General features: G+C 64.0%; 23 protein-coding genes and 2 pseudogenes. 15 read left to right on the top strand and 10 right to left on the bottom strand.

Translation table 11 applies throughout. The features are described 5' to 3' along the window. The first annotated feature begins 56 nt into the window (after positions 1-56). Positions 57-1283: an alpha/beta hydrolase gene (locus OU995_RS15485; RefSeq protein WP_267830923.1), complete on the top strand. Its 1227-nt coding sequence runs from the start codon at positions 57-59 to the stop codon at positions 1281-1283. 200 nt (positions 1284-1483) lie between these two features. Here OU995_RS15485 and OU995_RS15480 read toward each other — a convergent pair whose 3' ends face one another. Next, positions 1484-1918, bottom strand: a complete 435-nt coding sequence (locus OU995_RS15480) for a DUF2946 domain-containing protein (protein WP_267830922.1) — start codon at positions 1916-1918, stop codon at positions 1484-1486. A 176-nt stretch (positions 1919-2094) separates the two neighbouring features. Between OU995_RS15480 and OU995_RS15475 the strand changes: the two genes are divergently transcribed. Then, a complete protein-coding gene (locus OU995_RS15475) occupies positions 2095-3096 on the top strand; it encodes a PAS domain-containing protein (protein WP_267830921.1) in 1002 nt (333 codons plus the stop codon). Beyond that, positions 3089-3709 (top strand): response regulator, encoded by a 621-nt coding sequence (locus tag OU995_RS15470; RefSeq protein WP_267830920.1) that lies wholly within the window; start codon positions 3089-3091, stop codon positions 3707-3709. The genes OU995_RS15475 and OU995_RS15470 overlap by 8 nt, the downstream gene beginning before the upstream one ends. Positions 3710-3745: 36 nt before the next feature. On the opposite strand, the gene OU995_RS15465 is transcribed toward OU995_RS15470, so the two are convergent. Further along, the gene (locus tag OU995_RS15465; RefSeq protein WP_267830919.1) at positions 3746-3928 is read right to left on the bottom strand and encodes a hypothetical protein; all 183 of its coding nucleotides are present in this window, start codon (positions 3926-3928) and stop codon (positions 3746-3748) included. Positions 3929-4249: 321 nt separating this feature from the next. On the opposite strand from OU995_RS15465, the gene yqhD reads away from it, so the two are divergent. After that, positions 4250-5413 (top strand): alcohol dehydrogenase, encoded by a 1164-nt coding sequence (yqhD, locus tag OU995_RS15460; protein WP_267830918.1) that lies wholly within the window; start codon positions 4250-4252, stop codon positions 5411-5413. A gap of 22 nt (positions 5414-5435) precedes the next feature. Further along, entirely contained in the window at positions 5436-6347 is a 912-nt protein-coding gene (locus OU995_RS15455; RefSeq protein ID WP_267830917.1) for an AraC family transcriptional regulator, read from the top strand. 86 nt (positions 6348-6433) lie between these two features. Here the strand turns inward: OU995_RS15455 and OU995_RS15450 are convergent, their stop codons facing one another. After that, complete coding sequence (locus OU995_RS15450; protein WP_267830916.1) at positions 6434-8182, bottom strand: beta-1,3-glucanase family protein; 1749 nt, start codon at positions 8180-8182, stop codon at positions 6434-6436. A gap of 343 nt (positions 8183-8525) precedes the next feature. Here OU995_RS15450 and lepB point away from each other — a divergent pair, with 343 nt between their 5' ends. Both lepB and OU995_RS15440 read left to right on the top strand, forming a co-directional pair. Continuing rightward, positions 8526-9194 carry a signal peptidase I gene (gene lepB / locus OU995_RS15445; RefSeq protein WP_267830915.1) on the top strand — a complete coding sequence of 223 codons (669 nt, stop codon included), beginning with the start codon at positions 8526-8528 and terminating at the stop codon, positions 9192-9194. 259 nt (positions 9195-9453) lie between these two features. Beyond that, complete coding sequence (locus OU995_RS15440; protein ID WP_267830914.1) at positions 9454-10575, top strand: ABC transporter substrate-binding protein; 1122 nt, start codon at positions 9454-9456, stop codon at positions 10573-10575. A 17-nt stretch (positions 10576-10592) separates the two neighbouring features. Here OU995_RS15440 and OU995_RS15435 read toward each other — a convergent pair. Next, positions 10593-11112 (bottom strand): annotated as a pseudogene (locus OU995_RS15435) (esterase-like activity of phytase family protein). A gap of 257 nt (positions 11113-11369) precedes the next feature. Here OU995_RS15435 and OU995_RS15430 point away from each other — a divergent pair. Then, on the top strand, positions 11370-11981 hold the full coding sequence (locus OU995_RS15430; RefSeq protein ID WP_267830913.1) for a mechanosensitive ion channel family protein: 612 nt from the start codon (positions 11370-11372) through the stop codon (positions 11979-11981). A gap of 156 nt (positions 11982-12137) precedes the next feature. Here the strand turns inward: OU995_RS15430 and OU995_RS15425 are convergent, their stop codons facing one another. Further along, positions 12138-13052, bottom strand: coding sequence for a LysR family transcriptional regulator (locus OU995_RS15425; RefSeq protein ID WP_267830912.1), 915 nt, complete (start codon positions 13050-13052; stop codon positions 12138-12140). Positions 13053-13241: 189 nt separating this feature from the next. Here OU995_RS15425 and OU995_RS15420 point away from each other — a divergent pair, with 189 nt between their 5' ends. From OU995_RS15420 to OU995_RS15405, 4 genes are all read left to right on the top strand, one after another. Further along, entirely contained in the window at positions 13242-14165 is a 924-nt protein-coding gene (locus tag OU995_RS15420) for a dihydrodipicolinate synthase family protein (protein WP_267830911.1), read from the top strand. Between the two features lie 165 nt (positions 14166-14330). After that, positions 14331-15434 (top strand): porin, encoded by a 1104-nt coding sequence (locus tag OU995_RS15415; RefSeq protein ID WP_267830910.1) that lies wholly within the window; start codon positions 14331-14333, stop codon positions 15432-15434. 11 nt (positions 15435-15445) lie between these two features. Next, positions 15446-16918 (top strand): MFS transporter, encoded by a 1473-nt coding sequence (locus OU995_RS15410; RefSeq protein ID WP_267830909.1) that lies wholly within the window; start codon positions 15446-15448, stop codon positions 16916-16918. Between the two features lie 40 nt (positions 16919-16958). Further along, a complete protein-coding gene (locus OU995_RS15405) occupies positions 16959-17930 on the top strand; it encodes a Bug family tripartite tricarboxylate transporter substrate binding protein (protein WP_267830908.1) in 972 nt (323 codons plus the stop codon). 336 nt (positions 17931-18266) lie between these two features. Here the strand turns inward: OU995_RS15405 and OU995_RS15400 are convergent, their stop codons facing one another. Next, the gene (locus tag OU995_RS15400) at positions 18267-18494 is read right to left on the bottom strand and encodes an RES family NAD+ phosphorylase (protein ID WP_267836276.1); all 228 of its coding nucleotides are present in this window, start codon (positions 18492-18494) and stop codon (positions 18267-18269) included. Between the two features lie 282 nt (positions 18495-18776). Between OU995_RS15400 and OU995_RS15395 the strand changes: the two genes are divergently transcribed. Next, a complete protein-coding gene (locus OU995_RS15395) occupies positions 18777-19640 on the top strand; it encodes a transporter (protein ID WP_267830907.1) in 864 nt (287 codons plus the stop codon). A 116-nt stretch (positions 19641-19756) separates the two neighbouring features. After that, positions 19757-19981: a hypothetical protein gene (locus tag OU995_RS15390; RefSeq protein ID WP_267830906.1), complete on the top strand. Its 225-nt coding sequence runs from the start codon at positions 19757-19759 to the stop codon at positions 19979-19981. Between the two features lie 22 nt (positions 19982-20003). On the opposite strand, the gene OU995_RS15385 is transcribed toward OU995_RS15390, so the two are convergent. Further along, a complete protein-coding gene (locus OU995_RS15385) occupies positions 20004-20330 on the bottom strand; it encodes a protealysin inhibitor emfourin (RefSeq protein WP_267830905.1) in 327 nt (108 codons plus the stop codon). 25 nt (positions 20331-20355) lie between these two features. After that, the gene (locus OU995_RS15380) at positions 20356-21441 is read right to left on the bottom strand and encodes a M4 family metallopeptidase (RefSeq protein ID WP_267830904.1); all 1086 of its coding nucleotides are present in this window, start codon (positions 21439-21441) and stop codon (positions 20356-20358) included. 824 nt (positions 21442-22265) lie between these two features. Here OU995_RS15380 and OU995_RS15375 point away from each other — a divergent pair. Further along, positions 22266-23198, top strand: a pseudogene (locus OU995_RS15375) (ISL3 family transposase); the annotation flags it as partial. Between the two features lie 45 nt (positions 23199-23243). Here the strand turns inward: OU995_RS15375 and OU995_RS15370 are convergent. Both OU995_RS15370 and tnpC read right to left on the bottom strand, forming a co-directional pair. Continuing rightward, complete coding sequence (locus OU995_RS15370; RefSeq protein WP_267830903.1) at positions 23244-23462, bottom strand: hypothetical protein; 219 nt, start codon at positions 23460-23462, stop codon at positions 23244-23246. Beyond that, the gene (gene tnpC / locus OU995_RS15365) at positions 23459-25156 is read right to left on the bottom strand and encodes an IS66 family transposase (RefSeq protein WP_267830902.1); all 1698 of its coding nucleotides are present in this window, start codon (positions 25154-25156) and stop codon (positions 23459-23461) included. The genes OU995_RS15370 and tnpC overlap by 4 nt, the downstream gene beginning before the upstream one ends. Positions 25157-25193 lie beyond the last annotated feature (37 nt).

Raw genomic sequence — 25193 nt, 5'->3', positions numbered from 1 at the left:
TCGCACTAGTTCGCACTAGTCCGCCCTCTCTTCTTCACCTTCTTCAAGGACTCCGCATGAGCAACGCCACCTTGCCCCTTTCGACGATGAACACGACGACCATGATGACCGCCATGCCCACCACCACGACGAGGCCCTTCACACCCCCCGCTCCCGAGCGCCGCACCTCCAAGCCGCTCGTCTCGCTCAAACGCGCCCTCCAACACACCGCGCTCGCGAGCGTGGCGGCGCTGTTTGGCGGTCAGCCCGTGCTGGCGGCCGGGTCCGTCTCGCAGCAGGAGCCGTGGACATCTCCGGGCGGTCAGGCCCCCTCAGCAAGTCTTTCCTTGACCCAGGAATGGGACAAGGTCTTCCCCAAGAGCCCGCAGGTCGACCACCAGAAGGTCACCTTCCGCAACCGATATGGCATCACGCTTGCAGGCGACCTGTATCTGCCAAAGAACCGTGGTCAGCAGCGGTTGGCCGCCCTGGTGGTGGGTGGGCCGTTTGGTGCCGTGAAGGAACAATCCTCCGGCCTGTATGCCCAGACCATGGCCGAACGCGGCTTCGCCACCCTGGCGTTCGACGGCTCCTACACCGGAGAAAGCGGCGGTGAACCCCGCAATGTGGCTTCGCCGGACATCAACACCGAAGACGTCATGGCCGCCGTGGACTTCATCGGGCTGCAGCCGATGGTGGACCGCGAACGCATGGGTGTCATCGGGATCTGCGGCTGGGGGGGCATGGCGCTCAATGCGGTGGCCGTGGACAAGCGGGTCAAGGCAGTGGTGGCCAGCACCATGTACGACATGACCCGGGTGATGTCCAAAGGCTACAACGACAGCATGAGCACCGAGCAACGCACCCAACTGCTGGAGCAGCTCAGCCGGCAGCGCTGGGAGGACGCTGCCAGCGGCAAACCCGCCTATCAGCCGCAGTACAACAAGCTCAAGGGCGGTGAACCGCAGTTCCTGCTGGACTATGCCGACTACTACATGACGCCCCGCGGTTATCACCCCCGGGCCGTCAACTCCGGCAATGCCTGGACCATCACCACACCGTTGTCATTCATGAACATGCCCATCCTGAGTTACATCAAGGAGATCTCGCCGCGGCCCATCCTGTTTGTTCACGGCGAAAACGCGCATTCCCGCTACTTTGCGGAAACCGCCTATGCGGCTGCCGCTCAGCCCAAGGAACTGCTTATCGTGAAGGGCGCCAACCATGTGGACCTGTATGACCGCATGGACAAGATCCCGTTTGATGCGATGACTCGTTTCTTCAAAAAGTCTCTCGGCGGCTGAGCAGCTTCGACCGCGACGGGCGCTCACGGCCCGGGAAGGAGGCGGCCTCGCGACCGCCTCTCCTGCCCTCTGTCAGTGCTGGTGGCCGCTGTGATCGTCCTTGGGCATGGCATTGAGTGCTCGTACGGAACCCCAGCGGCGTCCGCAAGCAGCCGCACACCGAGCCTCATGGCGTCGGCAAGGTCAAGCTGCGGAGAAGGTCAGGCGCTGACGGGTGGGCCCCGAGCCCATGCGCTGGCCCAGGCGAACAAGGGGCGCGGCGCGGTCAGGTACAGCGAGGGCCATTCAAACCGAAGGGCTGTGTCCACTCGCCAGCTCAACGATGCCGGCGGCAAAGCGGGCACCGTGGCATGCATGGCGCAGTAGGGACAGCGCTCCATCACGGCGCTCATCGGCTTCTGGCGGGAGCCAGGGTCCGGCGCGGTGGCGTCGGACTGGGGCACGTCCACGCGCACCAAACGCGCGCCGGCCACCGAGCACACTTCCGTCCACATGGCCGCATCACGCGCAAGCGCCCGGTGCGGCAGCATCGGCAGCAGCACACTGATCAAGATCGCCAGAGCGACGATCCAGGCACAACAGTCAAGAAAGGGCCGTGACACGGACATGCGCCGCAGTGTAGCGGGCGATGTCATCCATCATCGGCCTGCTTGGGGTGGACGAATTGTCCTAGCCCTGAGGTCAGTTCGCCCGCGATGGCGGCGCCGCCATCTCCTGTCGGACATGTCCTGCAAACGAACAAGTGCTTCGCTGTCCCAGCAGCGCCACGCGCTTGGGCACCATCAGGCCAGTTTGCTTAGGACTTTTGCCGATGAGTTCCGACACCGACCCTCGCGACAAGACGCCCCACGTGCCCCACCACGATGCCCGCGTGCAAACGGAAGGCTTCGCCTCGGGTGGAAAGGGACGTGACATCTTCTTTGCAGCCGTGCAGGCGACACGCATGCCGATGGTGGTGGCCGACCCACGCCAGCCCGACACACCGCTGGTCTTTGCCAACCATGCCTTCCTGGAAATGACCGGCTATTCGTCGGAAGAGATCCTGGGCCGCAATTGCCGCTTCCTGCAAGGCCCCGACACCGACCCCAATACCGTGGCCTTGATTGGGGAAGCCCTGCGATCGGAACGGGAGCTGACGGTCGAATTGCTGAATTACCGAAAAGACGGATCCACCTTCTGGAACGCCCTGTTCCTCACACCGGTTCGCAGTGAAAAGGGGGAGTTGCTGTATTACTTCTCTTCGCAGCTGGACGTGAGCCGCCGTCGCGACGCCGAAGCCGCCCTGCGGCAAGCGCAGAAGATGGAAGCCTTGGGGCAGCTCACTGGCGGCATTGCACACGACTTCAACAACCTGCTGCAGGTCATCACCGGCAATGCCGAAGTGGCCGCGCAGCGCCTGAAATCAGTGGCACCGGACGATGCTCTGCTGTCGCGCTCGATTGCCAATGTGCGGGCGGCGGCCGGGCGTTCAGGCGCCCTCACCCAGCAATTGCTGGCCTTTGCCCGCAAGCAGCAATTGCAAGGACGTGTGGTGAATGTGAATGAAGCCATTGCCAGAACGGCGGACATGGCCTCCAGCTCCCTGGGAGATGTCCGCCTGTTGCTGGACCTGGCCCCCCACACCCACAACGTTCGCATCGACCCCTCCCAGTTCGAAGCCGCACTGCTGAACCTGCTGGTCAATGCCAGGGACGCCATGCCCCGTGGGGGGACGGATCTGGATCCGTTCCGGCAACTTGCACACCACTGCCGAGGACGCCGGCAGCCACGGGTTGGCTCTGCCCGGGGACTATGTGTCGGTATGCGTGAGTGATGAAGGCGAAGGCATTCCGGCCCCCATCCTGGCGCGCGTGATGGACCCGTTCTTCACCACCAAGGCCGAGCGTGGGGGCACGGGCCTGGGCCTGTCCATGGTGTATGGGTTCGCCAAACAAAGTGGTGGCGTGGCCACCATCTACTCGGAAGAAAAGGCCGGCACCACCGTGCGCCTGTATTTCCCGGCGGTCACGGACGCTGCGGCCCCGAGGGAATTGCCCACCGTGCAGCCCCGCACCGGACAGGACGAGCTGATTCTGGTGGTGGATGACCGCCCGGAGGTGGCCCAGACCGCCGCCGCGATGCTGGAAGCGGCGGGTTATCAATGCCTGATGGCCCACAGCTCGCAGGAGGCGATGCAGCTTCTGAAGCAACATCCCTCCATCCGCCTGCTGATGAGCGACATCATCATGCCGGGCAACAAGAACGGTGTGCTGCTGGCCCACGATGCTCAGCTGCACTCGCCCTCCCTCAAGGTGTTGCTGATGACCGGCTTTGCCGACGGCAGTCCGGATCGCTGGGGCGGCCAGAGTTATGACATCGTGCTCAAGCCGTTCACGTCCGACGACCTGCGGGTGAAGGTGCGGCGCGCATTGGATGGGCAGGCTTGATGGGCGGACGATGAGCGCGGAGCCCCGCGCTCATGGTCAGGGCATTCGTGGCAGTTCAGCGGACCGCGTGACGGCGGCCCTCTTCATCCACCCAATAACGGCCCCCACGGCCGCATTACGTCCGTCTTCCCAACGCTGCCGGGAGTCCGACGCGAAGCCCATCGTCAGGGCCGCACTCACCGTAATCAGCAGCGGCGCCGTCCACTTGGATGTGTTCATGATCTTCATTGCCTCAGGTTGGTCTTCACACCCCCTCCCACCGGGCGCCGTGGAGGACCACCGGGCCATGGCGCAGAGGGCGCCCTTGGCAAGGAATCGGCAGAATGCGCGCCCAGGCACCGCTTGACAGCGGCGGCTCCAGCCACCTGGATGACCTGCACCTGTCGCCGCAGGCGTGCGCCGCGGACGATTTGCCTGTTTTTCCCCTCCACAGCAGAATTAGGCAAAACAAGGGCAGCATCATGCATTGCCGCAGGGCCGCTGCAAGAGAAGAATCCATTCCCATCAGATGAGCCCCCACAACCCACAAGGACGGATGCAATGAACAACTTCACGCTCAACACCCCCACCAAGATCCTGTTCGGCAAGGGCCAGATCGCCAAGCTGGGCCGCGACATCCCGGCAGATGCCCGCATCCTCATCACCTACGGTGGCGGCAGCATCAAGAAGAACGGCGTACTGGAACAGGTGCAGAAGGCCCTGGAAGGCCGCGCGGTGGTGGAATTCGCCGGCATCGAACCCAACCCCACCTATGAAACCCTGATGAAGGCCGTGCAGGTGGTGAAGGCCCAGAAGATCGATTTCCTGCTGGCCGTCGGCGGCGGCTCGGTGGCCGATGGCACCAAGTTCATCGCCGCAGCGGCCCGCTACGCGGCCGCCACCGACCCGTGGGACATCCTGCTCACCGGCGGCAGCAAGGTCACCAGCGCAGTGCCGATGGGCTGCGTGCTCACGCTGCCGGCCACCGGCTCTGAATCCAACAGCGGGGCCGTCATCAGCCGCCAGGCCACCGGCGACAAGCTGGCCTTCTCCAGCCGCCACACCTACCCCGTGTTCTCGGTGCTGGACCCGGAAGTCACCTACAGCCTGCCCGCCCGCCAGGTGGCCAATGGCGTGGTGGACGCATTTGTGCACACCGTGGAGCAATACCTCACCTATCCGGTGGACGGCAAGGTGCAGGACCGCTTCTCCGAAGGCCTGCTGCTGACACTGATCGAAGAAGGCCCCCGCGCGCTGGCTGAACCGACCAACTATGCCGTGCGCGCCAATGTGATGTGGAGCGCCACCCAGGCCCTGAACGGCCTGATCGGCGCGGGTGTTCCGCAGGACTGGGCCACCCACATGCTGGGCCATGAAATCACCGCCATGCATGGCCTGGACCATGCCCAGACGCTGGCCATCGTGCTGCCTTCGCTGCTGGCCTACAAGAAGGAGCAAAAGCGCGCCAAGCTGCTGCAATATGCGGAGCGTGTCTGGAACCTGCGTGAGGGCAGCGACGATCAGCGCATCGACGCCGCCATCCAGGCCACCCGCGACTTCTTCGAGAAGCTGGGCGTGCGCACCCGTCTGTCCGACTACGGCGTGGACGGCAGCACCATCCCCGCCATGGTGGCCAAGCTGAAGGAACACGGCCTGACCGCATTGGGCGAGCACCAGGACATCACGCTGGAAGACAGCCAGCGCATCCTGGAAGCCGCGCGCTGATCGCCGCAGGGGTGCCCTCACCATGAGCGTGATGCTGGATGATCAGGTTCGCAGGAGCATCATCGCGCAGGCGATCAGCTTCTCGACCGGCGCATTTGCCAGTCCGTCGCCGATCCCCGGCGTGAAGATTCTCTACACGGACCAGAGCCATCCACGCACGCCGGTGCTGTATGAGCCGATGATCGTCATCGTCATGCAGGGCGCCAAGGTGGGGTATCTCGGGGACCGGACCTTCCGGTACGACGCGCAGCGCTACCTGCTGCTCACGGTCCCCCTGCCCTTTGAATGCGAGACCATCGCCAGCAAGTCAGCGCCGTTTGTGGGCATTTCCATCGGTGTGGATGCAGCGCTGCTGCAATCGGTGCTGTCGGATGTCGGCCATGAGCATGTGGATGCGCTGGCCGCGCCGTCCGAATCGTCCGGCATCAATGGTGCTCCTTACACCGACCAACTGCTTTGCGCCATCGAACGTCTTTTCGACGCGATGAAGCAGCCGCGTGATGCCCGCTTCCTGGGCAAGCTGATCGTCCAGGAGATCCTCTATCACGTGCTGTTTGGTGACAGTGGCGCCGCGCTGCATGCATTGGTCAACCGGCATACGCAGTTCGGCATGATCTCGAAGGTGATCAAGCACATCGAGACCCACTACGCCGACACCTTCAGTGTGGAGCAACTGGCGAAGATGGTGAACATGAGCGTCAGCGCGTTCCACCACAACTTCAAGGCGGTGACCAACACCTCGCCGCTGCAATACATCAAGAGCTACAAGCTGCATCGGGCGCGGCTGATCATGCTGAATGAAGGCGCCAAGGCCGGTGTGGCCGCCACCCGTGTGGGGTATGAAAGTGCCTCGCAGTTCAGCCGCGAATTCAAGCGTTATTTCGGCGCCACCCCGGTGGACGAGGTGGCGCGTCTGCAACCTGCAGCCCGCTAGACCCGCTAGGCCCGGCAGAGACGGCGCCGAGCCGCAGCGCGGCGTGTTGCCCGGCATATTGCCCGGCTTCCCAGCCGGGCCGCCACTCACCAGCCGACGGTGATGAACATGCCGCGCGGAGTCGGGTGCTCCAGCAGCGTGCTCTGGCTGCGCACATCGTCATAGCAGAAACCGTAGGCCAGGCCGTCGATGCTGTGGTCGTGCCAGAACTTCGAGTAGTAGTTGGCCGGCCCTGCCCCGTAATAGGTGGACGGGTTGCTCCATTGCGACGGATCCACCCGCATCAGCAGATGCCGGTTGAAGGCCGCCGTGATCTGCGCCTGCATCACCTTCTCATCCGAGCTTCCCGAGGCCAGGCGACCGGAACCTTCCAGAATTTCCTGGGTGGTGGGCTTGCCACGGATGTAGAGGTTCTGCGCACCGCCGTTCTTGGAGAACACAAAGTCGTTGCCGATCACACGGCCGCGGAAGGTGCCCGCCTCGGCGGTGAAGACCAGATCGGTGGAGGCGTAATAGGCCCAGACCTGGTCCACATAGGCCGCGAAATAGTTGCCGTAGGCCTTCCCCTGGTTGAACACCGACTTGGCCGGCGCCACGATGCGGTAGGGACGCTGCACCAGACCACGGAACTCGGGCTGCGCCAGGGCTTCAAAGTCCGCAAAGATCTTGGCACGGGTGGCGTTCTCGCCCAGCGTGCGGTCATAGCCGTCACGGCCCAGCAGGCGGGTCGTCAGCGGGAAGCCAAACTGGTCCACACGCGTGGTGTTGCCGTGGTAGCCCCATTGGTCCACGGTGAACTCGATCCACTCGAAGTTCACATCCTGATTGGGGTCGCTCGGATTGTTCATGTCCGGGCCCGCAAAACCCAGCCGACCATCAGCCGCCTGATTGATCTTGATGTACATGGGCGAGCCCAGGCTGATGAACATGCGGCCGGAGTCGATTCGGGGAATCGACACCCAGGGCATTTCATTGAGCCGGTAGAAGTAGTTCGAATAATTCTGGCCGTTCTTGGTCAGGTGATTCGCGCCGTCGTTGTGGGCCAGCGAAGCCGGGACCAGCCGGCCGGTGTTGTCGACATAGGACAGCACCTTGGTCACCGGGTCATAACCGATGATGGACCAATACACCTGCTGGTCCTGCCAGGCGCCATTGGTGCCGTTCACCAGCTTCAGGGTCATGACACCATTGCCTTCGGGCAGATCGGTGCTGCCGCTCTGGCGGATGCGGAAGGACGACAGAAGGTCGTTGAAGCTGCTGTTGTTGCCCAGGTTCGGCGCATCGGCCGTCAGGGTGACGGTGCGGCCGGCATAGTTGATGTCGTCAAACAACTGCACGCTGTAGCCGCTGCGCACCTTCACTGAAGACACGCGGTCATTCCAGGCCGTACCCACCCAGCTGCTGTCTGCATCGGCACAGAACGAAGCGCCCTGGTAGTTGGCGCTCTCGTAGAAGCACGCAATGCCGGTCGGCGCGGGTGTCATGCCGCCGCCGATGGTGGCGCTGAATCGCGGCGTGTCATACGCCGGATTGCCATTGTTGTAGGTGAAGAAATAGCTCAGCGTGTTGCCGCTGGCCAGGTTGTTCACCTGCGTTTCATAACGGGCATTGCCGGCGTTGTAACCCATGCGCAGGTTCTGCTGGCCGCCGCCATTCACCTGGTAATGCACATCGACCCAGGTGGTGTTGACGGCGGACTTGAACCAGATCACGGCACTGCTGCCGCTGCTGGTCACGCCCTGCGTGTAATCGGCGGCCAGGGCGGGCGCCATGAAGCCGACCAGGGTCACGATGGACAGCAGCCATCGAAGAAGGGTTCTTGGGAGACTGGACATGATGTTCCTCTCGAAAACCGCGCGATTCTGTGGAGGTTTGTGGGGCCGTGCCCACCAGCTTGAAACCAGTTGCGTACCGCATGAGAAAGCGCTTTCATGATAGCGATGGCGCTTTTGAGACGGTGCACGGCATCCGCCACCGGATGAAGCCGCAAGCGAGGACACAACAACTGGTTGCCAGTTCGCGAGACTGGTGACGTCGGGCTGTCCCCTGCTTTGGCTTCGACGCGGGGCGGACCACCCGCCATCCATCCAGGCCGGCTGCCATTCGCCGCACGCCCCTCGCCGCTGCGGCCGCCGGGACCCAGACTTCCGTCCGTCTGCAACCACCTCGAACACCCTCATGAAAACCTGGCTGCGCTCCAATCGTCGGTTCCTGATCTTCATGGCGGGCTTCCTGTTCCTGCGAACAGCCGTGGCCGACTGGAATCCCGTGCCCAGCGGCTCCATGCGCCCGACCATCCTCGAAGGGGATGTCGTATTCGTGGAGCGCGTGGCCTACGACTGGAAGCTTCCACTCACCGATCTATCGCTGCATCGGGTGGCGGACCCGCAGCGCGGCGACGTGGTGGTGTTCCACTCACCGGTGGACGGCACCCGCCTCATCAAGCGCATCGTGGCGGTGCCTGGGGATCAAGTGCAACTGCGGGATGACGTCCTGATCATCAACGGCGAAGCGGCCCGCTATCAGCCGCTCGCCTGGACCGAAGAAACGGTGGCGCCCGGACTCCAGCTGCCTGCCCTGCGCCAGCTGGAGTCAGTGCAAGCACAACAACGTGTGGTCCAGCAACTCCCGGGCGTCGCCGCACGCCGGAATTTCGGGCCGCTGCAGCTGGCGACCGATGAGTACTTCATGATGGGAGACAACCGGGACAACAGCGCCGATTCGCGGGTCATCGGCCCGGTACCTCGCCATCTCATCACCGGCCAGGCCCGCCGCATTCTGGTGTCCGCCGACATCACCGGCCACTGGATGCCGCGATGGGAGCGCATCGGCTCGCCGCTACGGTGACGGCAGCGCCCACCATGGCGGAGGGGCTGGCCAAGAGGGGCGGAGATGACGGGAAGCCACTACGTAGCACTACGTAGCAGCCCAGGCGAGCGCCTCACATCTCGCAACCTTTCGTTGTCGGAACGAAACGCGGGGGTGGCCGTTGAGGCCGTTTGCGCATTCGTTCGCACGGATTGGCGTCCTGTTGCCGTCCGGATGCCGCGAAAGCAGGCACAGTGATGACAATCACCGAACCTGTACGCTCGTAGTTGCATCGACCATGACCTCTGCCATCCCTCGCATTACCCGCCGTCTGGTGGCCCTCCTCTGCCTGGTGGCGGCTCCGGCCGCTTTTGCAGACATCGTCATCGGTCAGGTGGCGCCTTTCACCGGCCCGCAGGCCGTGACCGGCAAGGCCATGCGCGCGGGCGCCAAGCTGTGGCTGGATGAAGTGAACGCCCGTGGCGGCATTCGCGGCCAGAAGATCAAATACGTCTTCCGTGACGACGCGCAGAAGCCGGAAGAAACCGTGCGCCTGGTCAAGGAGATGATCGAGCAGGAAAACCCGGCCGCGATGATCGGCACCGTGGGCACGTCCAACCTCGAAGCCCTCAAGCAGGACGGCGTGCTGGAGAAGACCCGGGTGTCGATGTTCGGCGCCGTCTCGGGCGCGACCAGCATCATCACCGCCCGCAACATGTATCCGGTGAAGGCCAGCTACCGCGAAGAGGTGGAGCGCCTGTTCAAGCAACTGGGTGAAATGGGCCGCACCAAGGTGGGCGTCGTTTATCAGGACGACGGCCTGGGGCGTGACGCCCTGGCCGGCGCGCAGGCTTCTGCCAAGACCTATGGCATCACGCTGGTGGCGCAGTCGGGTTATGCCCGCAACACCACCGAGGTGAGCAACGCGGTGGCTGAAATGGTCAAGCAGGCACCGGACGTGATCTTCCTGGCCGCCACCACAGCCGCCGCCATCGAATTCACCTCCCGCTATCAGGCGGCCGGCGGCCGTGCCGGTCTCTTCGGCATGTCCATCATCGACGTGCAGGCCCTGCTGACCAAGCTCGGCCCGGACCGCGCTCGCGGCTTTGCCTTCTCCGTGGTGCTCCCCACCGACGACCGTCAGGACCGCGAAGTGGTGCGTGAATACCTGCGCCTGCGCCAGAACTCCAAGGACACGGAACTGTCCTCCCGTTCGCTGGAAGGCTTCATTGCCGCACGCGCACTCACCAAAGCCATCGAGCGCACCGCTTCACCCACCGCCGCCAACATCACCGAGACCATGGACCGTGGTTTCGAGACCGATGTCGGCGGCCACCGCCTGACCTTCGGCAAGGGCCAGACGCCCTCGCGTTATGTCGACTTCGCGGTGCTGGGCAACGGCGGCCGCCTGGTGCGCTGAGTCACCCCGTCCATGCATCAAGGCTGAACTTCGAAGACCAGGATCTGGTTCCGATCCGTCGCTGAATCCGCCGTCGGGAAGTTGTCGTCGGCGACCACCACCAGGCTGTGTTTGCCATTGGCCAGCGTCGGCCCGAAGCTGATGCCCTCCAGATTGGCAATGCCACCCAATGGGGCCTTCAGCGATTCGAAGTTCAGCACCAGCCGCTTGCTCACCGGCACCGCACCGGTCAGCGAGCTGGAAGACAGCACATTGGTCGCACTTGAGACATCGATCTCGTAGAGCCGCACCTGATTGCCCCCCCAACGAGAAGCTGCGCTCCAGCACCAGGAAGCGGGTGGCCGACAAGGCCCGGAGTTCCGTGGGTCCGTTGACCGTGAACTGGCCGGCCGGGGACGGCGCCGCCTGCACCGGGTCGATCGGATACACAAACTGCGCATGGGCCACACCCGAGGCGCGATCAAACCGCGTCAGGCGCGACGTGCTGCCCGTGGTGGTCGTCGGCCATTGATCGTCCTGAATCAAGGCGCCTTCCATCAGCACCCAGGCGGCGCTGCCATCTCGCGAGAAGGGCAGGGTTGCTCGGGCGACGATCCTGCGGCGCGCCGGCTTGTGTTGGCTTCCGCACAAAAGCCAGGGTGGACAAAGCCGCTCGGTGCCGATGTGCGCGCTCAGGCCCACTGAACCCAACCAAGTGACTTTCGGACAGGCGGCCTCGCACCGCAATCGATGCGCCAGCAACGACACTACGCCGCCGGCTTGTAAGCTTGGCTTGATCTTTCTGAAGTAGTTCCATGAACAAGTTGTTCCAAACCCTGCACGACTTTCTGCCCGATTGGGCGTCCGACTGGCTGGACATCCTGGTGCCTCTGGCGGAAGTCGCCCTCATCGGTGCGGGCGCCTGGCTGGTGATGCGTATTGCGCATCTGGCCACACGCCGCCTGATCCAGGCCTATGCGCTGCCGGTGAAGGTGGCCGCCTTGTTTCTGCGCACCGTGGCAGCGGTGGTGTATGGGTGCGCGCTGCTGTGGGCGCTGGCGCGGTTGGGGGTGTCCGGCGCGGTGCTGTGGGGCGCCTTCACCGGGTTCGCCACCGTCGGCGCCGTGGCCTTCTTTGCGGCCTGGAGCGTGCTGTCCAACCTGTTCTGCGCCCTGCTCATCTACATCACGCGGTCGTTCCGGATTGGCGACGTGGTGGAACTGCTGGAATCGGGCGACAAGCCTGGTGTCAAAGGCCGCGTGGTGGAAATCAATCTGGTCTACACCACCTTGCTGGAGAGCGGCGACGAACACAGCGGCACCAGCCTGCAACTGCCCAACAGCCTGTTTTTCCAGCGGACCTTGCGCCGCTGGCATGGGCAGGCCGCCAGCGATGCGGTGGCCCCCGCGCCGCAGGACCCCGTCTGAGTTCCCCCCTGCCCCGCGCCCTCCTTGGCTGAGGGGCATACAACCAGAGAAATTCAATGAATCTCTGGCTCACCACACCAGGCAGCAGTGCGCGCATTCCAAGGAGGGTGTTCACACAGCCTCCAGCGGAAGCGGACTTTGCACATTGTGGGAGGCTCAAGGCTCCGAGAGCTGGTTCCCCCAGGACTTCACAAGCGCCTGAATGGTCTGCGCTGCGACCTTGCAGGCCGGCGTCAACTTTCCGTGCCGCGGCGTAGCCAGTGTCACGTGGCGCATCAGGTCCGGTCTCACGAGCTTGGTCGCCTGCACTCTCCCGGCACGCAGGTCATCCGCGAAGGAGTACGGTCCGAGGATGGAGTACAGCCCGGGCTGGTTGGCCACCAGCGTCCGCTGAACCGTCAGTGAGTCGGCTTCCGCCACAGACTCCAACTGGAATCCGAGTCCTCGCGCCGTCTCATCGAGCGCGTTGCGCCAGTGACTTGGCCGTCGAGGAAGCACCAGACGAAGTCCCTTCAACCGAGAGAATGGAAGGGTCGGCTGCCGTGTGAGCGGGTCGCCTGGTGCACTTACCAAGTAGGTGCTGACGCTCGATAGCAGCTTTTCCTCGCGGCCAGCGGGCTTGCTGAATCGGAACAGCACCGCGAGGTCCAACGAACGACTGTCCAAGAGCGCATCGAGTTCAGTTCCCTGAGCTTCGACCAGGTCAAGCGAGATGCCAGGATGCTCCCGCTGCAATCGCTCGAACAGCCTGGTGGTGAGCGGATGGGCAGCGGTCGGAATAAGGCCGAGCGTCACCCGCCCAACGATGCGACCGGAGTCGGACTTCAGCTCGAGTTCCATTTGCTCGGTTTCCTGAAGCCACGGACGCAGCCTGGCGGCAACCCTTGCGCCGAGCTCGGTGACGACAACCCCGCGCCCGGTCCGCCGGAACAGTGGTCCGCCAAAGCCGGTTTCAAAGTCGGTGATGTGTCGACTGATGTGCGACTGGGCCGTCTGCCGATGTGCCGCCACCTTGCTCAGACTCCCAGCCTCGACAACCTCGAGGAACAGGCGTACTGCCGCGATGTTCATGCGTGCCTCCATGAGATATGCCAATTCTGGCATGGCTGATTCATCTGACGTGTGGCTAGGCGGATGGTCGAGGGATTTCTACATTCCCTCCAACCGAACCGTATCCCGCAACCGGCACGAAGCCGCGCACAGAGAGAAAACGGCCAGGTTAGTCACCAACCCTCGGCACTGCGATATCAGGAGACATCCATGCAAGCCCCAGACCTCCGCGGCCTCGTGCCCGCACCCGTTACCCCCTTCACCCGCGACGGCGCCGTCGACTACGCAGCCATCCAGCGCCTCGGCAGCTGGCTTGGCAGCATCGAGGGCGTCAAGGGCCTGACCGTCCTGGGTCACGCCGGCGAAGGCACCTTCCTGGAGCGTGATGAGCAACTGCGCGTCATCGAAGCCTTCCGCGAATCCGTGGGCGACCGCCTGCCCATCATTGCCGGCATCACGCTGGAAGGCACGCAAGTCGCGGCTGAAGAGGCCAAGCGCGCCGTCAAGGCCGGTGCCTCGGCGGGCCTGGTGTATCCGTCCCACGGTTGGCTGCGCTTCGGCTACCAGGACGGTGCGCCGCAAGACCGCTACAAGGCCATCTACGAAGCCAGCGGCCTGCCGCTCATCTTGTTCCAGTACCCGGATGCCACCAAGGCCACATACAACCTGAAGACGCAGCTGGAAATCGCTGCGCTCCCGGGCGTCTTCGCGATGAAGAACGGCGTGCGCAACATGAAGCGCTGGGACACCGAGATTCCTGTCATCCGCAAGGAACGGCCGGGCCTCCAAATCCTGACCTGCCACGACGAGTACCTGCTGCACACCATGTTCGACGTGGACGGCGCGCTGGTCGGCTACGGCAGCCTGACCCCTGAACCGCTGATTGAACTGATTGCCGCCGGCAAGGCCAAGGACTACGCCAAGGCTCGTGCCATCCACGACCGTCTACTGCCCGTGACCAAGAACGTCTACCACCGCGGCAGCCACATGGAAGGCACCGTCGCGCTGAAGCACGGCCTGGTGGCTCGCGGCATCCTGGAACACGCCACGGTCCGCAGTCCGCTGCTGCCGCTGGCTGAAGGCGCCGGAACGGAAATCGCAGCGGCCCTCCGCGCTGCTGGTCTGGCCAAGTAAGCGAGAAGCCTGAGCACTGCAGGGGAGGCTTTGCCATCTCTTGCAGTGCCGTCGGTGGCTCACAACCGACATCTTTGGCGCGCCGGCGCCCCGTGGCGCGAAGAACACTTCGGTCACCCGGCAACCTACACGTCCGGCGAGGAACGCCGGCATAGGAGACAAGACATGTTCCGATTCCCCGTTGCCGCATTGGCGGCCGTGGCTGGGATGGTCGGCGGACAGTGCTACGCGCAGACTTTGGTTGCGCTGTCAGGCACCGTCGACGTCGGCGTTCGCCACGTCAAGAATGCCCGGCTGGGCAGCATCGACTCCGAGGTGAGTGGTGCCAACACCACCAGCAAACTCGTCGTCCAGGCACGAGAATCCCTCGGCGATGGCTTGAGCGCCGGCGTCTATCTCGACAGCACCATCCTCAGCGACAGTGGCGCGGTGAACACCCCGTTCTGGGACCGCCGAGCGACTGTCAGTCTCGCTCATGACCGCTTTGGAGAGATTCGGCTGGGACGTGACTGGGCGCCGACCCACATACTTTGGTCCGACCTGGACCCGTTCATCACGCTGGGCATCGCCGGCGCCAACAGCTTCCGCTCGGTCTTCGCGTCGCGGGCGCTTGGGCAAGCCTTCGGCGTGAGCACCGATGCGAACCAGCTCAACCCGACGCTTCGTATCGCAAACACGGCACAGTACTTCCTGCCGACCGGGCTCGCAGGTGTGTATGGCTCGCTTCTCGTGAGCGCAGGAGAAGGCGGCTCTGCTGGCGCTGGCTCCGCCAAGACGGATGGCGGCCGCTTGGCCTGGCGCAGTGAGCAACTCATGGTTGGCGTTGCACAGGTCACGACGCGCAACGCCAATGCCGCCCGCGACTTCATCGACCGCGTGTGGGGCGCGTCCTACGACTTCAAGGTCGTGAAAGTGAGCGTCGGTCAACGCCAGTGGCGCTATGGCACGGACAAGACCACGAACACGCTCGTTGCCGCGTTGGTTCCTCTGGGTTTTGGTGACCTGAAGTTCACCTTCGTTCGCGCCGACCAGAAGGGGGCGACCGCCGCCCTGAATGCGAACGATGCGACTTTGATTGGTGCCGGCTACGTGCACTATCTGTCCAAGCGCACTGCGGTCTACGCCCATGCCTCCCGCGTAGCAAACAAGGGCGGAGCTTCGTTCTCCGTTGCAGGCGGTCCGGCGGTGAGCGGCGTCGCCGCTGCGGTCAACTATTTCGGAGGCCAAAAGTCGTCGGCCTTCGAAAGCGGCATTCGACATAACTTCTGAGGTCCGTCCCCATGGAAGAAGCGATGAACCCTGGCGCCGGCAGAGCTCGTTACTCGAGCGAAGCTGCAGCGGCGCCTTTGCCGAGCGTCCCAACCGAGACGCCATCCCCCTCAGCGCTCAAAGCGGCGAAGCTGCTGTTCCGCATCGAGAACGTGCCGTTCTGCCGGTGGCACACAAAGACCCGCGTCGTTATGGGAACCGCCACGTTCCTCGATGCCTTCGACGCGCTCAGCCTGGCGTTCGTCTTGCCGGTGCTCGTGGGCCTCTGGCACCTCAGCCCCGGTCAGGTTGGCCTGCTCATCGCGGCTGGCTACATCGGCCAGGTCATCGGCGCCTTGTTGTTCGGTTGGCTCGGTGAAAAGTGGGGGCGCGTGCCGGCTGTTTCCACCGCCGTCGCGGTGATGTCCGTCATGAGCATCGCCTGCGCGTTCGCCGGCAGCGTGCAGATGCTGTTCCTGCTGCGCTTCCTGCAGGGCATTGGCGTGGGCGGTGAGGTGCCGGTTGCCGCCACCTACATCAACGAAATGTCGCAGTCCAAAGGCCGCGGGCGCTTCTTCGTGCTTTACGAGCTCATCTTCCCGTTGGGGCTGATGGCTGCGGCGCAGGTGGGAGCGTTTGTGGTCCCCCATTACGGTTGGGAGCTTCTGTTCCTGGTTGGCGGCATCCCTGGCCTGCTGGTCTTGGTGTTCATGACCCGCCTGCCCGAATCGCCGCGCTGGCTCGCGTCCAAGGGCCGCTGGGAGGACGCCGACCGGGTCATCAGTTCGCTGGAGGCGGCCACGCCGCATCGGCAGATTGACGTCAATCGCGAGAAAGAGAAGGTGCAGAGTCGTGAGCTCCGCTTGGCCGCAGGTCTGAAGTCCACGAAGAAGGCCGGCTGGAAAGAGCTCTTCTCGCCGCTCTATCGGCCTCGCACGCTCATCGTGTGGGTGCTGTGGGCGTCGTCGTACTTCGTCGCCAACGGCATCAACAACTGGCTGCCCACCCTCTACAAGACCGTCTACCACCTGCCGCTGCAAGACGCGCTGCGGCTGGCCTCTATGACGAATGTGCTGAGCGTCTGCGCCGTCTTCGCCTGCGCGATGTGGGTCGACAAGGTCGGGCGACGTCGTTGGGCCACAGGCAGCTTCATCGTCGCCGGCGTGCTGCTTCTGGCCCTGGTCGCAAATGGCGCGCACAGTGTGTGGGCGGTGGCCCTCTTCGCCTCCGCAGCCTATGCCGTGATGGGTACGACCACCGTGCTGCTGTACCTCTACACGCCGGAAATCTATCCGACCCGCATGCGGGCCATCGGCACCGGGCTGGCGACCTCCTGGTTGCGGGCAGCCTCCGCCGCAGCGCCAGCGATGGTCGGGATGATGCTCACGGCCCAAGGCGTAGCGAGCGTCTTCTTGATGTTCGCGGGAGCGACCGTCGTTGGGCTCTTCGCCTCGATCAAGATGATTGAAACGACCGACAAGGCGCTGGAAGAAATCTCGCCCTGAGCAATTGCTTGGCCCCGATAGAGAACAACAAGGAGACACCATGAAGTTGGTCAAAGTGCTCATCGCTGTGATGTCCAGCGCCGTGATTCCCCTTGCAGCGGGCGCACAGCCCTTTCCCGAGAAGGGCAGCACGCTGCGCATCATCGTGCCGTTCGCGGCGGGTGGCGGCGTGGACAACGCCGCGCGGCTGTTGGCCGAGCAGCTCCGCAAGCAGCTCGGCACGCCAGTCGTCGTGGAGAACAAGGCCGGGGCCAGTGGAACCCTCGGAGGCAAGGCCGTTCAGGTGGCTCCGGCCGACGGCTACACCATGCTCTTCTCAGCAGCCACTCACGTTCTCGCCAAAGAGGTGATGGCGACAGCTCCATACGACCCGCAGACGGACTTCGTGCCGATCGCACGAGTCGGTGAAGCCCCGCTCATGCTTGTCATCGCGCCGGCACTCGCGCCGAGGACGCTCGGTCAAATGATTGGCGCCGCAAAATCCAAACCTGACGAGTGGATGGCCGCCATCCCTGCAGCCGGTGCCCCGAGCCATCTGGCGACGCTTCTCTTTGCGAAACAGGCAGGGCTCAAGCTCACCTACGTTCCGTACAAGGGAACTCAGCCCGCTCTGGTAGACGTGGGTGGGAACCATGTGAGCCTCCTGCTCGATTCCATGGTGTCGCTGGTGCCGCTCGCGAAATCCGGCAAGGTAAGACCTCTGGCTATCACGGCGGAGAAGCGCAGCTCTCTGGCTCCGGAAGTACCGACGATGCAGGAAGCTGGTCTCAAGGATTTCAAATACGCATCCTGGTACGGCGTGTGGGTCCCGAAAGGAACGCCAGCAGACCGGGTTGCAAGGTTGAGCGCGGCGGTTACGCAAGCGTCGTCAGAGCTGGGACGCAATGGCGCCTATGCGGCAATCGGCGTCGAAGCACTCTCGGAAGGTAGCGAGCAGTTCAAGAAGTTCATCGCAGCCGATGTCGCTCAGGGCACCAAACTCCTGAGGAGCTCAGGTTTCAAGCCGGAATGAGGCCCCGACGAACCGGTGGTGCCGAGTTCACGATTTGGTGAAGGGCAGTTTCCGTCCGGCCCCGATGCCTCCTGATGTCCGCTCCCAGCCTTTAACGGACCGTGCGTTTCGAAGTCTGCGCTCGTTGCCGAAATGCTTGATCGACGCAGATCGCAGGAGCTATTCAAGACTGGCTGAGAGACGCAACTTCCCCACAAGGCGGCCCTGGATCAAGGGGGTTACAAGGGTTCAATGCCTTAGATGTAAGCAGAAAAAACCCCGCCACGACATGACGTCGGGCGGGGCCTTGTGTTGTGAGATGAGCCGGCTACAGCGGCTTGTGGTGAGATAAGCCGGCTACAGCGGCTTGAGCTGGGACTTCTCGAACCAGCTCTCAATCTTGGTTCCGTCCCACACGCGCGTGACGTGGGCGCCTTGGATCACCGGAATCTGGCTTGCCTTCGGGCGGAACACGGCAACGCACTCTTCGCCCTTCTTGCGCACCGAGCGGTAGAGCAAACCATACGCGCCAGAGGCTCGAATCTCCTTGGCACACTTCTGGGCGCCCGAGTAGGCGTCCGGAATTTGTCACCAATGAATGAGGCAGACCACCACCACGCCAGTGCCAGTTCCAGCGCCAGGTTTCGGGCGCCAGTGCCTGTGAATCCGGACACTGACACCTCGGAACAACAGGGAGGCTGTTCGCCAGCCCGGGTCATCACTACAGTCGAACCAGTGGCTCCGGGTCCGCACCGCCTGTCCCAGACGGTGTACCCGTTCCTTCCCCTTCACAACCTCCCCTTCACACCATCCCCCTTCACACCCTCCCTTTCACCCCATCACTTTCACATTCAGCGAGGTGACTTCATGCTGTCTTCCACTGCCCTTCGCTCTTCGCCGTTGGCGACCTCGCCTCATGCCACGCGCGGGACGCAGAGCCGGCTCGCGCTGGTGATGGCGCTCGCTGCGGCCGGGCTGATGACAGTGCCAGGCATCAGCCGGGCCGACGAAGGCATCGCCACCGATCGGCCAGACTTTGTGGAATCCAGCGACACGGTGGGCAAAGGCCGGTTCCAGATCGAAACCAGCGTCGCGTTCGACCGGGACAAATCCAACGGCGTCCGCAGCCGGGCCTGGTCCACGCCAACGCTGCTGCGCTGGGGCGCCTGGGACAATGTGGAACTGCGGCTGGAGACGGACGGTGCGGTACGCACCCGAGTCAGCGCCGACGGGCAGACCGACAAGGCCAGCGGGTTTGCGGACAGTTCGCTGGGCATCAAATGGCATATCGCCGACGGCGCCGAGGACGGCAGCAGCCCGGGCATGGCCTGGCTGTTCCATGTGGACGCGCCATCGGGCTCGTCCGAGTTCAAAGGCGAAGGCTGGCGGCCATCTGCGCGCCTCACGGCGGAATGGGACCTGCCCCGGGACCTCTCGGCCGGCATCATGGCTGGCCTCTATCAGGAGCGAAACAGCGAGAACCGCCGCTATGTCGGTGGCATTTTGGCCGCCACCCTGGGCATCCCGCTGAAGGAGTCGTGGCGCGCATTTGTGGAGGTGGCGGGCCAGTCACTCACTTCCAACCGCAATGGCGGCAAGGTGGTGACGCTGGACGCCGGCCTCACCTGGCAACTCAGTCCCGATCTGCAACTGGACACCGCCGTGTTCCGCGGCATCAGCAAAGCCGCCCCGGATTGGTCGTGGACCGTGGGTGTGTCGGTGCGGTTTTGAAGACGCCGCCACCGGCCGCAAGACGACGGTTCGTTGATTAGGGTCAATCTGGACCTACTTGAACCTGCTGCGATGCAGCATAAAGTGGGGTGGTGTCATCCCAACAAGAGGTCCATATGAGTTCCATCGCCATGTCGGTCTTCCTCGATTCGGAACGTGGGGCGCTGGTCGAGCTTCCTCACGCGGGGACAGGTCTGGAGCATCCGCTCGTGTTTGACAGTGCCGCTCGAGAAATTCAGCATCTCGCTGCCGAAGGTCGCGCAGAAGTCGTGCAACAGACCATCCGCCAGATGGGCAGTGAAACGCTGATCGAAGAAATCACCTTCAAGCGGCTGGTGTGAGCCACGGCCACGCCGTGGGGCCTTAGCGCCCCTGCCGGCGCAGCACCGCCACTTCGTCCCTGACCACACGCAACAAGGCGCTCAGCGCCTCATCTCCTGGTGTGCCCACGATGCGAACTTGGTGGCGCGTGCCCGCCATCTCGATGGTGAGGATTTCCGAGATGTGATCCGCCGTCCCGGGCGTCACGTGCCCGACCTGGGCCGGCTGTTCGAAAAAACAAGACTGCGTCACCAGCCGCGACAGTTCCTGCCGACGATGATCGTCCAGGCCGTCGGCATCAAACTCCATCGGGCGCTGCAGGCCCGGCATCAACGCCAAGCCGCCGTCGCGCTGGTAGCAGATCTTCATGCAGCGGATGGTAGGCGCAGGCGCTTCACAGCGCTATCCCTACCGCTGCCCAGCCGTCCTTCACCGCCTGGCGCTCGGGGCTTTTTGCCCCGTACAGCGTGTTGGCCACGTCCAGCGTCACGCGCGCAAACGCCAGGAAGCTGGCGTTGGGTTTGACCCTGGCATCCCGTAGCGCTTGGTACCAGATGCGGCCGGCATGCTCCCAGGCAAAGCCGCCGATGCGGGTCGCCACCTGATAAAACGCGTGGTTGGGAATGCCGGAATTGATGTGTACCCCGCCGTTGTCCTCGAAGGTATTCACGAACTGGTCCATGTGTCTGGGCTGCGGATCCTTGCCCAGCACCGGGTCGTCAAACGCGGAGCCCGGGGCCTTCATCGAACGCAGCGCCACGCCCTTCACCTTGGACGTGAACAGCCCCGCCCCAATCAGCCAGTCGGCCTGGTCGGTGGTCTGCTTCAGGTGGTATTGCTTGATCAGGGACCCAAACACATCCGACATGGATTCGTTCAACGCCCCCGACTGATTGAAATACTGCAGTTGCGCCTCGTCCTCGGTCACGCCGTGCGAGAGCTCATGCCCGATGACATCCAGCGAGATGGTGAACCGGTTGAAGAGTTCCCCGTCGCCGTCCCCGAACACCATCTGCACAGAATTCCAGAAGGCGTTGTTGTAGTCCTTGCCGAAATGCACCGTGGCCTCCAGGGCCAGCCCGGCGTCATCGATGGAATTGCGCTGATAGATCTCGGCAAAGAAGTCGAACGTGGCTCCCAGACCGTCGTAGGCTTCATCCACCATCACGTCCCCCGACGCGGCCTGGCCTTCGGCCCTCACCAGCGTGCCGGGCAACGCCTCGGTCTGGTTGGCACTGTAGATGGTGCGCCGCTTCACCGCTGCAACGGGCGACGCCACCGCAGCAGCAGAGGGCGTGAGCGTGCGGGTCGACCGACCGCTCAGGCCGGACAGACGCAGCGAGCGGAAGGTGTGGTCCATCGACTTGGTCTTCAGTGCTGCCTGCCGCTGGCTTGGCGTGCCGTTGCGGGCGATTTCGTCCAGCAGATAAGGGGGCAATACGCAGAAGATGGAATGGCGGTGTCCGTGATCACAAGACATGCAGTGCTCCTGGAAGTGACTCCATCGCCTCATTGCTGGCGTCCCTTGGGGGCCAGGTCTTGAGGGGAATGGATCGATCTTCCCTTCAACGGGTGGGGAAGACCAGCCTCGATATGTAAAGACCAGCCCTGTAGCGGGGATCGTTTCGACGGAAGCAGAGCGTTTTTTCACCGCTTCACCATGCGAAATCGTGAGGCGAGCCTGCGTGGCGGCCGGATGCATGCGGGAGGAGTACAAGGGGCGTACTTCCCGGTGTTTTTGCACTCATCCGGTGCTTTTTCGGCAAGTTTGAGGGGCCGTGTTTTCGGGACATGGAATCCCCCAATCGCGCGGTGGGACAAAGGGGAACGCGATTGATGGCCGCAGCGGTACGGGGCTAGTATTGATCGCCCGGCCTTGCGCTTTTGCTGCGTGTTGCAGCTTGGGTGAACAAGGCTGATCCATCGCTAACTCAGCCATTCCTGGCAGTCAGGAGCAGTCCATGCTTGAAGTGATTGGCGCGATTCTTGTCGGGGCCTTCGCCCTGACCTTCGGGGTCCTCAGCGTCGGACCCATGATGCTCACACGTGATGATCTCTAGCTGGGTGACTCCGTGCAATCGGCGGTGCGTTCAACGTGGCGCACCGTCGGCGCGGCACTGAGCGCTGTTTTCGATGCACGGCTCAAGCGCATTGAGCTGCTTCATCACCGCCGCATCCGCAGCAAACAGTCGCTTGAGCCGGCTCAGTTGAGCGTCGGTGCCGGCCCTTCGTCGTTTCGTGTGGAACCCAACACGACAATAGCGGCCATCTGGACGCACTGAAGCGCCATATTGGGAGAGTGAGTTGAGCATCGGAGTGGAAGCCCTGTTCACCAGCGCGCTGGGGTTGGTGGCGCGATGCGAGGTGCGGGACGTGCAGTTGGATACGGTGCGCAAGCGCATCGATTTCGAGGTGCACTGCGGCGCAGGGCTGCTGGCGTGTCCCGCCTGTGGGGCGGCGGCCCAGAAGGTTCACGACCGGCTGCGGCGGTCTTGGCGCCATCTGGACTTCTTCCAGTTCGAGGCTTGGTTGCATGCCGAGGTGCCCCGCGCGGCGTGCACGGGCTGCGGCAAGACCACGCAACTGGAGGTGCCCTGGGCCCGTCCGGGCTCGGGCTTCACGGCGGCGTTTGAGGCCTTGGCCCTGGCTTTGTGCCGTGACCTTCCGGTGCGTCAGGCCGCCAAGTTGCTGCGTTGCACAGACAAACAGTTGTGGCGGCGTATCGAGTTTCACGTCGGGCAAGCTCGGGCGTTGGAATCCTTCGCCGGTGTGGAGGTGATGGGTATCGACGAGACGAGCCTGCGCCGCGGGCATCACTACATCACCGTCGTGCACGACCTGCTGCGCAAGCGGCTGCTCTTTGCCACCGAGGGGCGTGATCACCACAGTGTGGTGGATTTCGTGGGGGACTTGAAGGCACATGGGGGCGACCCGGCCCAGGTGCGGCATATCTGCATGGACATGAGTGCGGCCTACGCCAAGGGCGCTGCGCTGGCGCTGCCGGAAGCGGCCATCAGCGATGACCGCTTCCATGTGGTGGCACTGGCCATTGAGGCGATGGACGCGGTGCGACGCCAGGAGTTGCAGGACGAATCGCGGGCTGTGCAGTGGGCGCTTCAGCAAGCCGGGCCCAAGGCCATGCGGCAGCTGATGTGGGGCATGCGAAAGAACCCTGCCCAGTGGAATGCGGCGCAGTGGGAGTGCATGCACAGCCTGCAGCGCTCGGGACTCAAGAGCGGTGAGCGTCTGGTCCGACCATCTTGACGCGCCGGACGTCATTGGTCAGAGGTCGTAGACCTCGTCAATGATTTGACCGCTTTCGAAGTATTTCCCCACGGCACGATCAAGCCGTCGCAGTAACGCCGTCAGCGTCTCACCTTCGCGACGGACGAGCATGGCGACGACGTCCTCGTCAGTCGCTATAGCGACGAAGGGGTGGTCGTCCTCGCGGCCCAGCGTCACCTCGCCTCCGTCCTCGATCAAGGCTTCAAGGTTGTTCACGATGTGGTGTTCAAGGTCGCGCGTTGGGCTTGCCACCGATGCGGCAGCAGCTCTTCGAGCCTCGTGTTGGGCAGCGTCGGCAGCCGCTCCAACACGTCGCGCAGGTAGGCCCACGGGTCGTGCCCGTTCAGCCGGGCGGACTGCACCAGGCTCATGATGATGGCGGCACGTTGACCGGCGAGCTCGCTGCCCACGAACTGCCATGCCTTGCGGCCCATGGCCCAGGGCTTGATCTGCCGCTCCAGATGGTTGTTATCGATGGCCACCGCGCCATCTTCGAGGTGGCGTGTGAGGGCCACCCAGTGCCCGAGCGTGTAGTCGATCGCCTTGGCCGTGGCGCCGCCATCGGCAACGAGGCGCCGCTCCAGACTCAGCCAATGATGTAGCTCCTCCCACAGCGGCTTGGCCAGTCGTTGCCGCTGAGCTCTTCGTTGTTCGTCATCGAGGCCCTTGAGTTCACCCTCGACTTCGTAGATGCGAGCGAAGCGCCGCAGCGCATCCAGCCCGACGGGACTGGTGCCGACCTTGGTCAGTTCTTCGAAGTTGCGGCGTGCATGCGCCGCGCAGGCAGCGCTGATGCGACCGGGGTAACGCTGCGGGTCGACCACGGTGTCGTAGGCACCGTAGCGGTCGGTGAGCAGTGTCCCGGTCCATCGTCGCAAGCCGAGCCTGTCGTCGCCGCCCAGGAATGCCACGGGGTACTGCGCCCCGCGGCCTCGGCAGAATTCGTAGACGACACCCGGCATCGCGTCGTGCCAACTTCGCGCGTAGGCCCACATGTAGGCCTTGCGGGTCTTGCCCGCTCCGGGGTCCAGCAGGGCCACCGACGTCTCGTCCGCATGCAGCACCGGGCAGTCCAGGACGAAGTGCTTGTGCAGCTCGTACAACGGTTCCAGCGCTGCGCCGACCTGGCCCGCGCCGGCCGCCAAGGTCGAGCGCGGGGTGTGCACGCGTGAACGGGCGTTGATGCTCTCCTGCCGGTAGTACGGCAGGTGGTCCACGAAGCGGCTGATGGCGGTGTGCGCGAGGAACCCGCTGGCGGCGATGCCGCCCTCGACGATCTCCGGCACGCTGGGCGCCTGCTTGAGCACCTGGCAGTGCCGGCATGCCCACTTGCCGTAGATGTGGCGATGCACGAAGAACTCCGCCGGCACGATGTCCAGCCGCTCGGTGACGTCTTCGCCGATGCGCTTCATGGCGCGTCCGCAGCCAGGCTCCTGGCAGTCGGTGCTGTCGGGCTCATGGCGATGCTCCACGCGGCGCAGGTGCTCGGGCAAGGCGTTGCGACGGGGCTTGCGCGGCGCCGCCTTGGGCTTGGTGCCGGCGGCCGCTGCGGCTGCCTCGGCTTCGCGGCGCAGCCGCTCCAGCTGAGCCTGCAGCGCGGCCTCGTCCTCGGCCAGCGTCTCCTCGAACAGGCGCCGCTGGTCGGCGTTCATGGCCTCGGACTTGGACCCGTACGTCCAGCGCTTCAGGCGCGCGAGCTCGAAGTTGATCTTCTCGATCTTGGCCTCGCGCAAGGCGATCTCGCGGTCCTTGCGCTGCAGCTGCGCGTCGCGCTCGGCCAGCGCTTGGTCACGCTGGGCGAGCTGCTGCGTCTGCTCCTGCACCTGTTGGCGCAGTTGGGCGATCAGCGCGACGACCTCGGGCGGTAGGCCCTGAGGTTCGGCGGAGGGAAGACCACGCATACCAAGCATGCGTGGCATCGTGCCAGGGCTGGCCCATGAGGCCCAT

It is taken from the genome of Roseateles sp. SL47 (assembly GCF_026625885.1).
GTDB lineage: Bacteria > Pseudomonadota > Gammaproteobacteria > Burkholderiales > Burkholderiaceae_C > Roseateles.
The sequence above is the reverse complement of the archived record's forward strand: the minus strand, read 5'-3'. Positions and strand labels throughout refer to the sequence as shown.

What these genes read in the sequence shown, in the direction of transcription:
- OU995_RS15430 (WP_267830913.1), top strand. Translation starts at nt 11,370, where the DNA reads ATGAACAAGTTGTTCCAAACCCTGCACGACTTTCTGCCCGATTGGGCG.
- OU995_RS15465 (WP_267830919.1), bottom strand. Translation starts at nt 3,928, where the DNA reads ATGAACACATCCAAGTGGACGGCGCCGCTGCTGATTACGGTGAGTGCG.
- tnpC (WP_267830902.1), bottom strand. Translation starts at nt 25,156, where the DNA reads ATGCTTGGTATGCGTGGTCTTCCCTCCGCCGAACCTCAGGGCCTACCG.
- OU995_RS15425 (WP_267830912.1), bottom strand. Translation starts at nt 13,052, where the DNA reads ATGAACATCGCGGCAGTACGCCTGTTCCTCGAGGTTGTCGAGGCTGGG.
- OU995_RS15485 (WP_267830923.1), top strand. Translation starts at nt 57, where the DNA reads ATGAGCAACGCCACCTTGCCCCTTTCGACGATGAACACGACGACCATG.
- OU995_RS15450 (WP_267830916.1), bottom strand. Translation starts at nt 8,182, where the DNA reads ATGTCCAGTCTCCCAAGAACCCTTCTTCGATGGCTGCTGTCCATCGTG.
- OU995_RS15420 (WP_267830911.1), top strand. Translation starts at nt 13,242, where the DNA reads ATGCAAGCCCCAGACCTCCGCGGCCTCGTGCCCGCACCCGTTACCCCC.
- OU995_RS15405 (WP_267830908.1), top strand. Translation starts at nt 16,959, where the DNA reads ATGAAGTTGGTCAAAGTGCTCATCGCTGTGATGTCCAGCGCCGTGATT.
- OU995_RS15390 (WP_267830906.1), top strand. Translation starts at nt 19,757, where the DNA reads ATGAGTTCCATCGCCATGTCGGTCTTCCTCGATTCGGAACGTGGGGCG.
- OU995_RS15475 (WP_267830921.1), top strand. Translation starts at nt 2,095, where the DNA reads ATGAGTTCCGACACCGACCCTCGCGACAAGACGCCCCACGTGCCCCAC.
- OU995_RS15395 (WP_267830907.1), top strand. Translation starts at nt 18,777, where the DNA reads ATGCTGTCTTCCACTGCCCTTCGCTCTTCGCCGTTGGCGACCTCGCCT.
- yqhD (WP_267830918.1), top strand. Translation starts at nt 4,250, where the DNA reads ATGAACAACTTCACGCTCAACACCCCCACCAAGATCCTGTTCGGCAAG.
- OU995_RS15410 (WP_267830909.1), top strand. Translation starts at nt 15,446, where the DNA reads ATGGAAGAAGCGATGAACCCTGGCGCCGGCAGAGCTCGTTACTCGAGC.
- OU995_RS15455 (WP_267830917.1), top strand. Translation starts at nt 5,436, where the DNA reads ATGAGCGTGATGCTGGATGATCAGGTTCGCAGGAGCATCATCGCGCAG.
- lepB (WP_267830915.1), top strand. Translation starts at nt 8,526, where the DNA reads ATGAAAACCTGGCTGCGCTCCAATCGTCGGTTCCTGATCTTCATGGCG.
- OU995_RS15380 (WP_267830904.1), bottom strand. Translation starts at nt 21,441, where the DNA reads ATGTCTTGTGATCACGGACACCGCCATTCCATCTTCTGCGTATTGCCC.
- OU995_RS15415 (WP_267830910.1), top strand. Translation starts at nt 14,331, where the DNA reads ATGTTCCGATTCCCCGTTGCCGCATTGGCGGCCGTGGCTGGGATGGTC.
- OU995_RS15480 (WP_267830922.1), bottom strand. Translation starts at nt 1,918, where the DNA reads ATGACATCGCCCGCTACACTGCGGCGCATGTCCGTGTCACGGCCCTTT.
- OU995_RS15440 (WP_267830914.1), top strand. Translation starts at nt 9,454, where the DNA reads ATGACCTCTGCCATCCCTCGCATTACCCGCCGTCTGGTGGCCCTCCTC.
- OU995_RS15385 (WP_267830905.1), bottom strand. Translation starts at nt 20,330, where the DNA reads ATGAAGATCTGCTACCAGCGCGACGGCGGCTTGGCGTTGATGCCGGGC.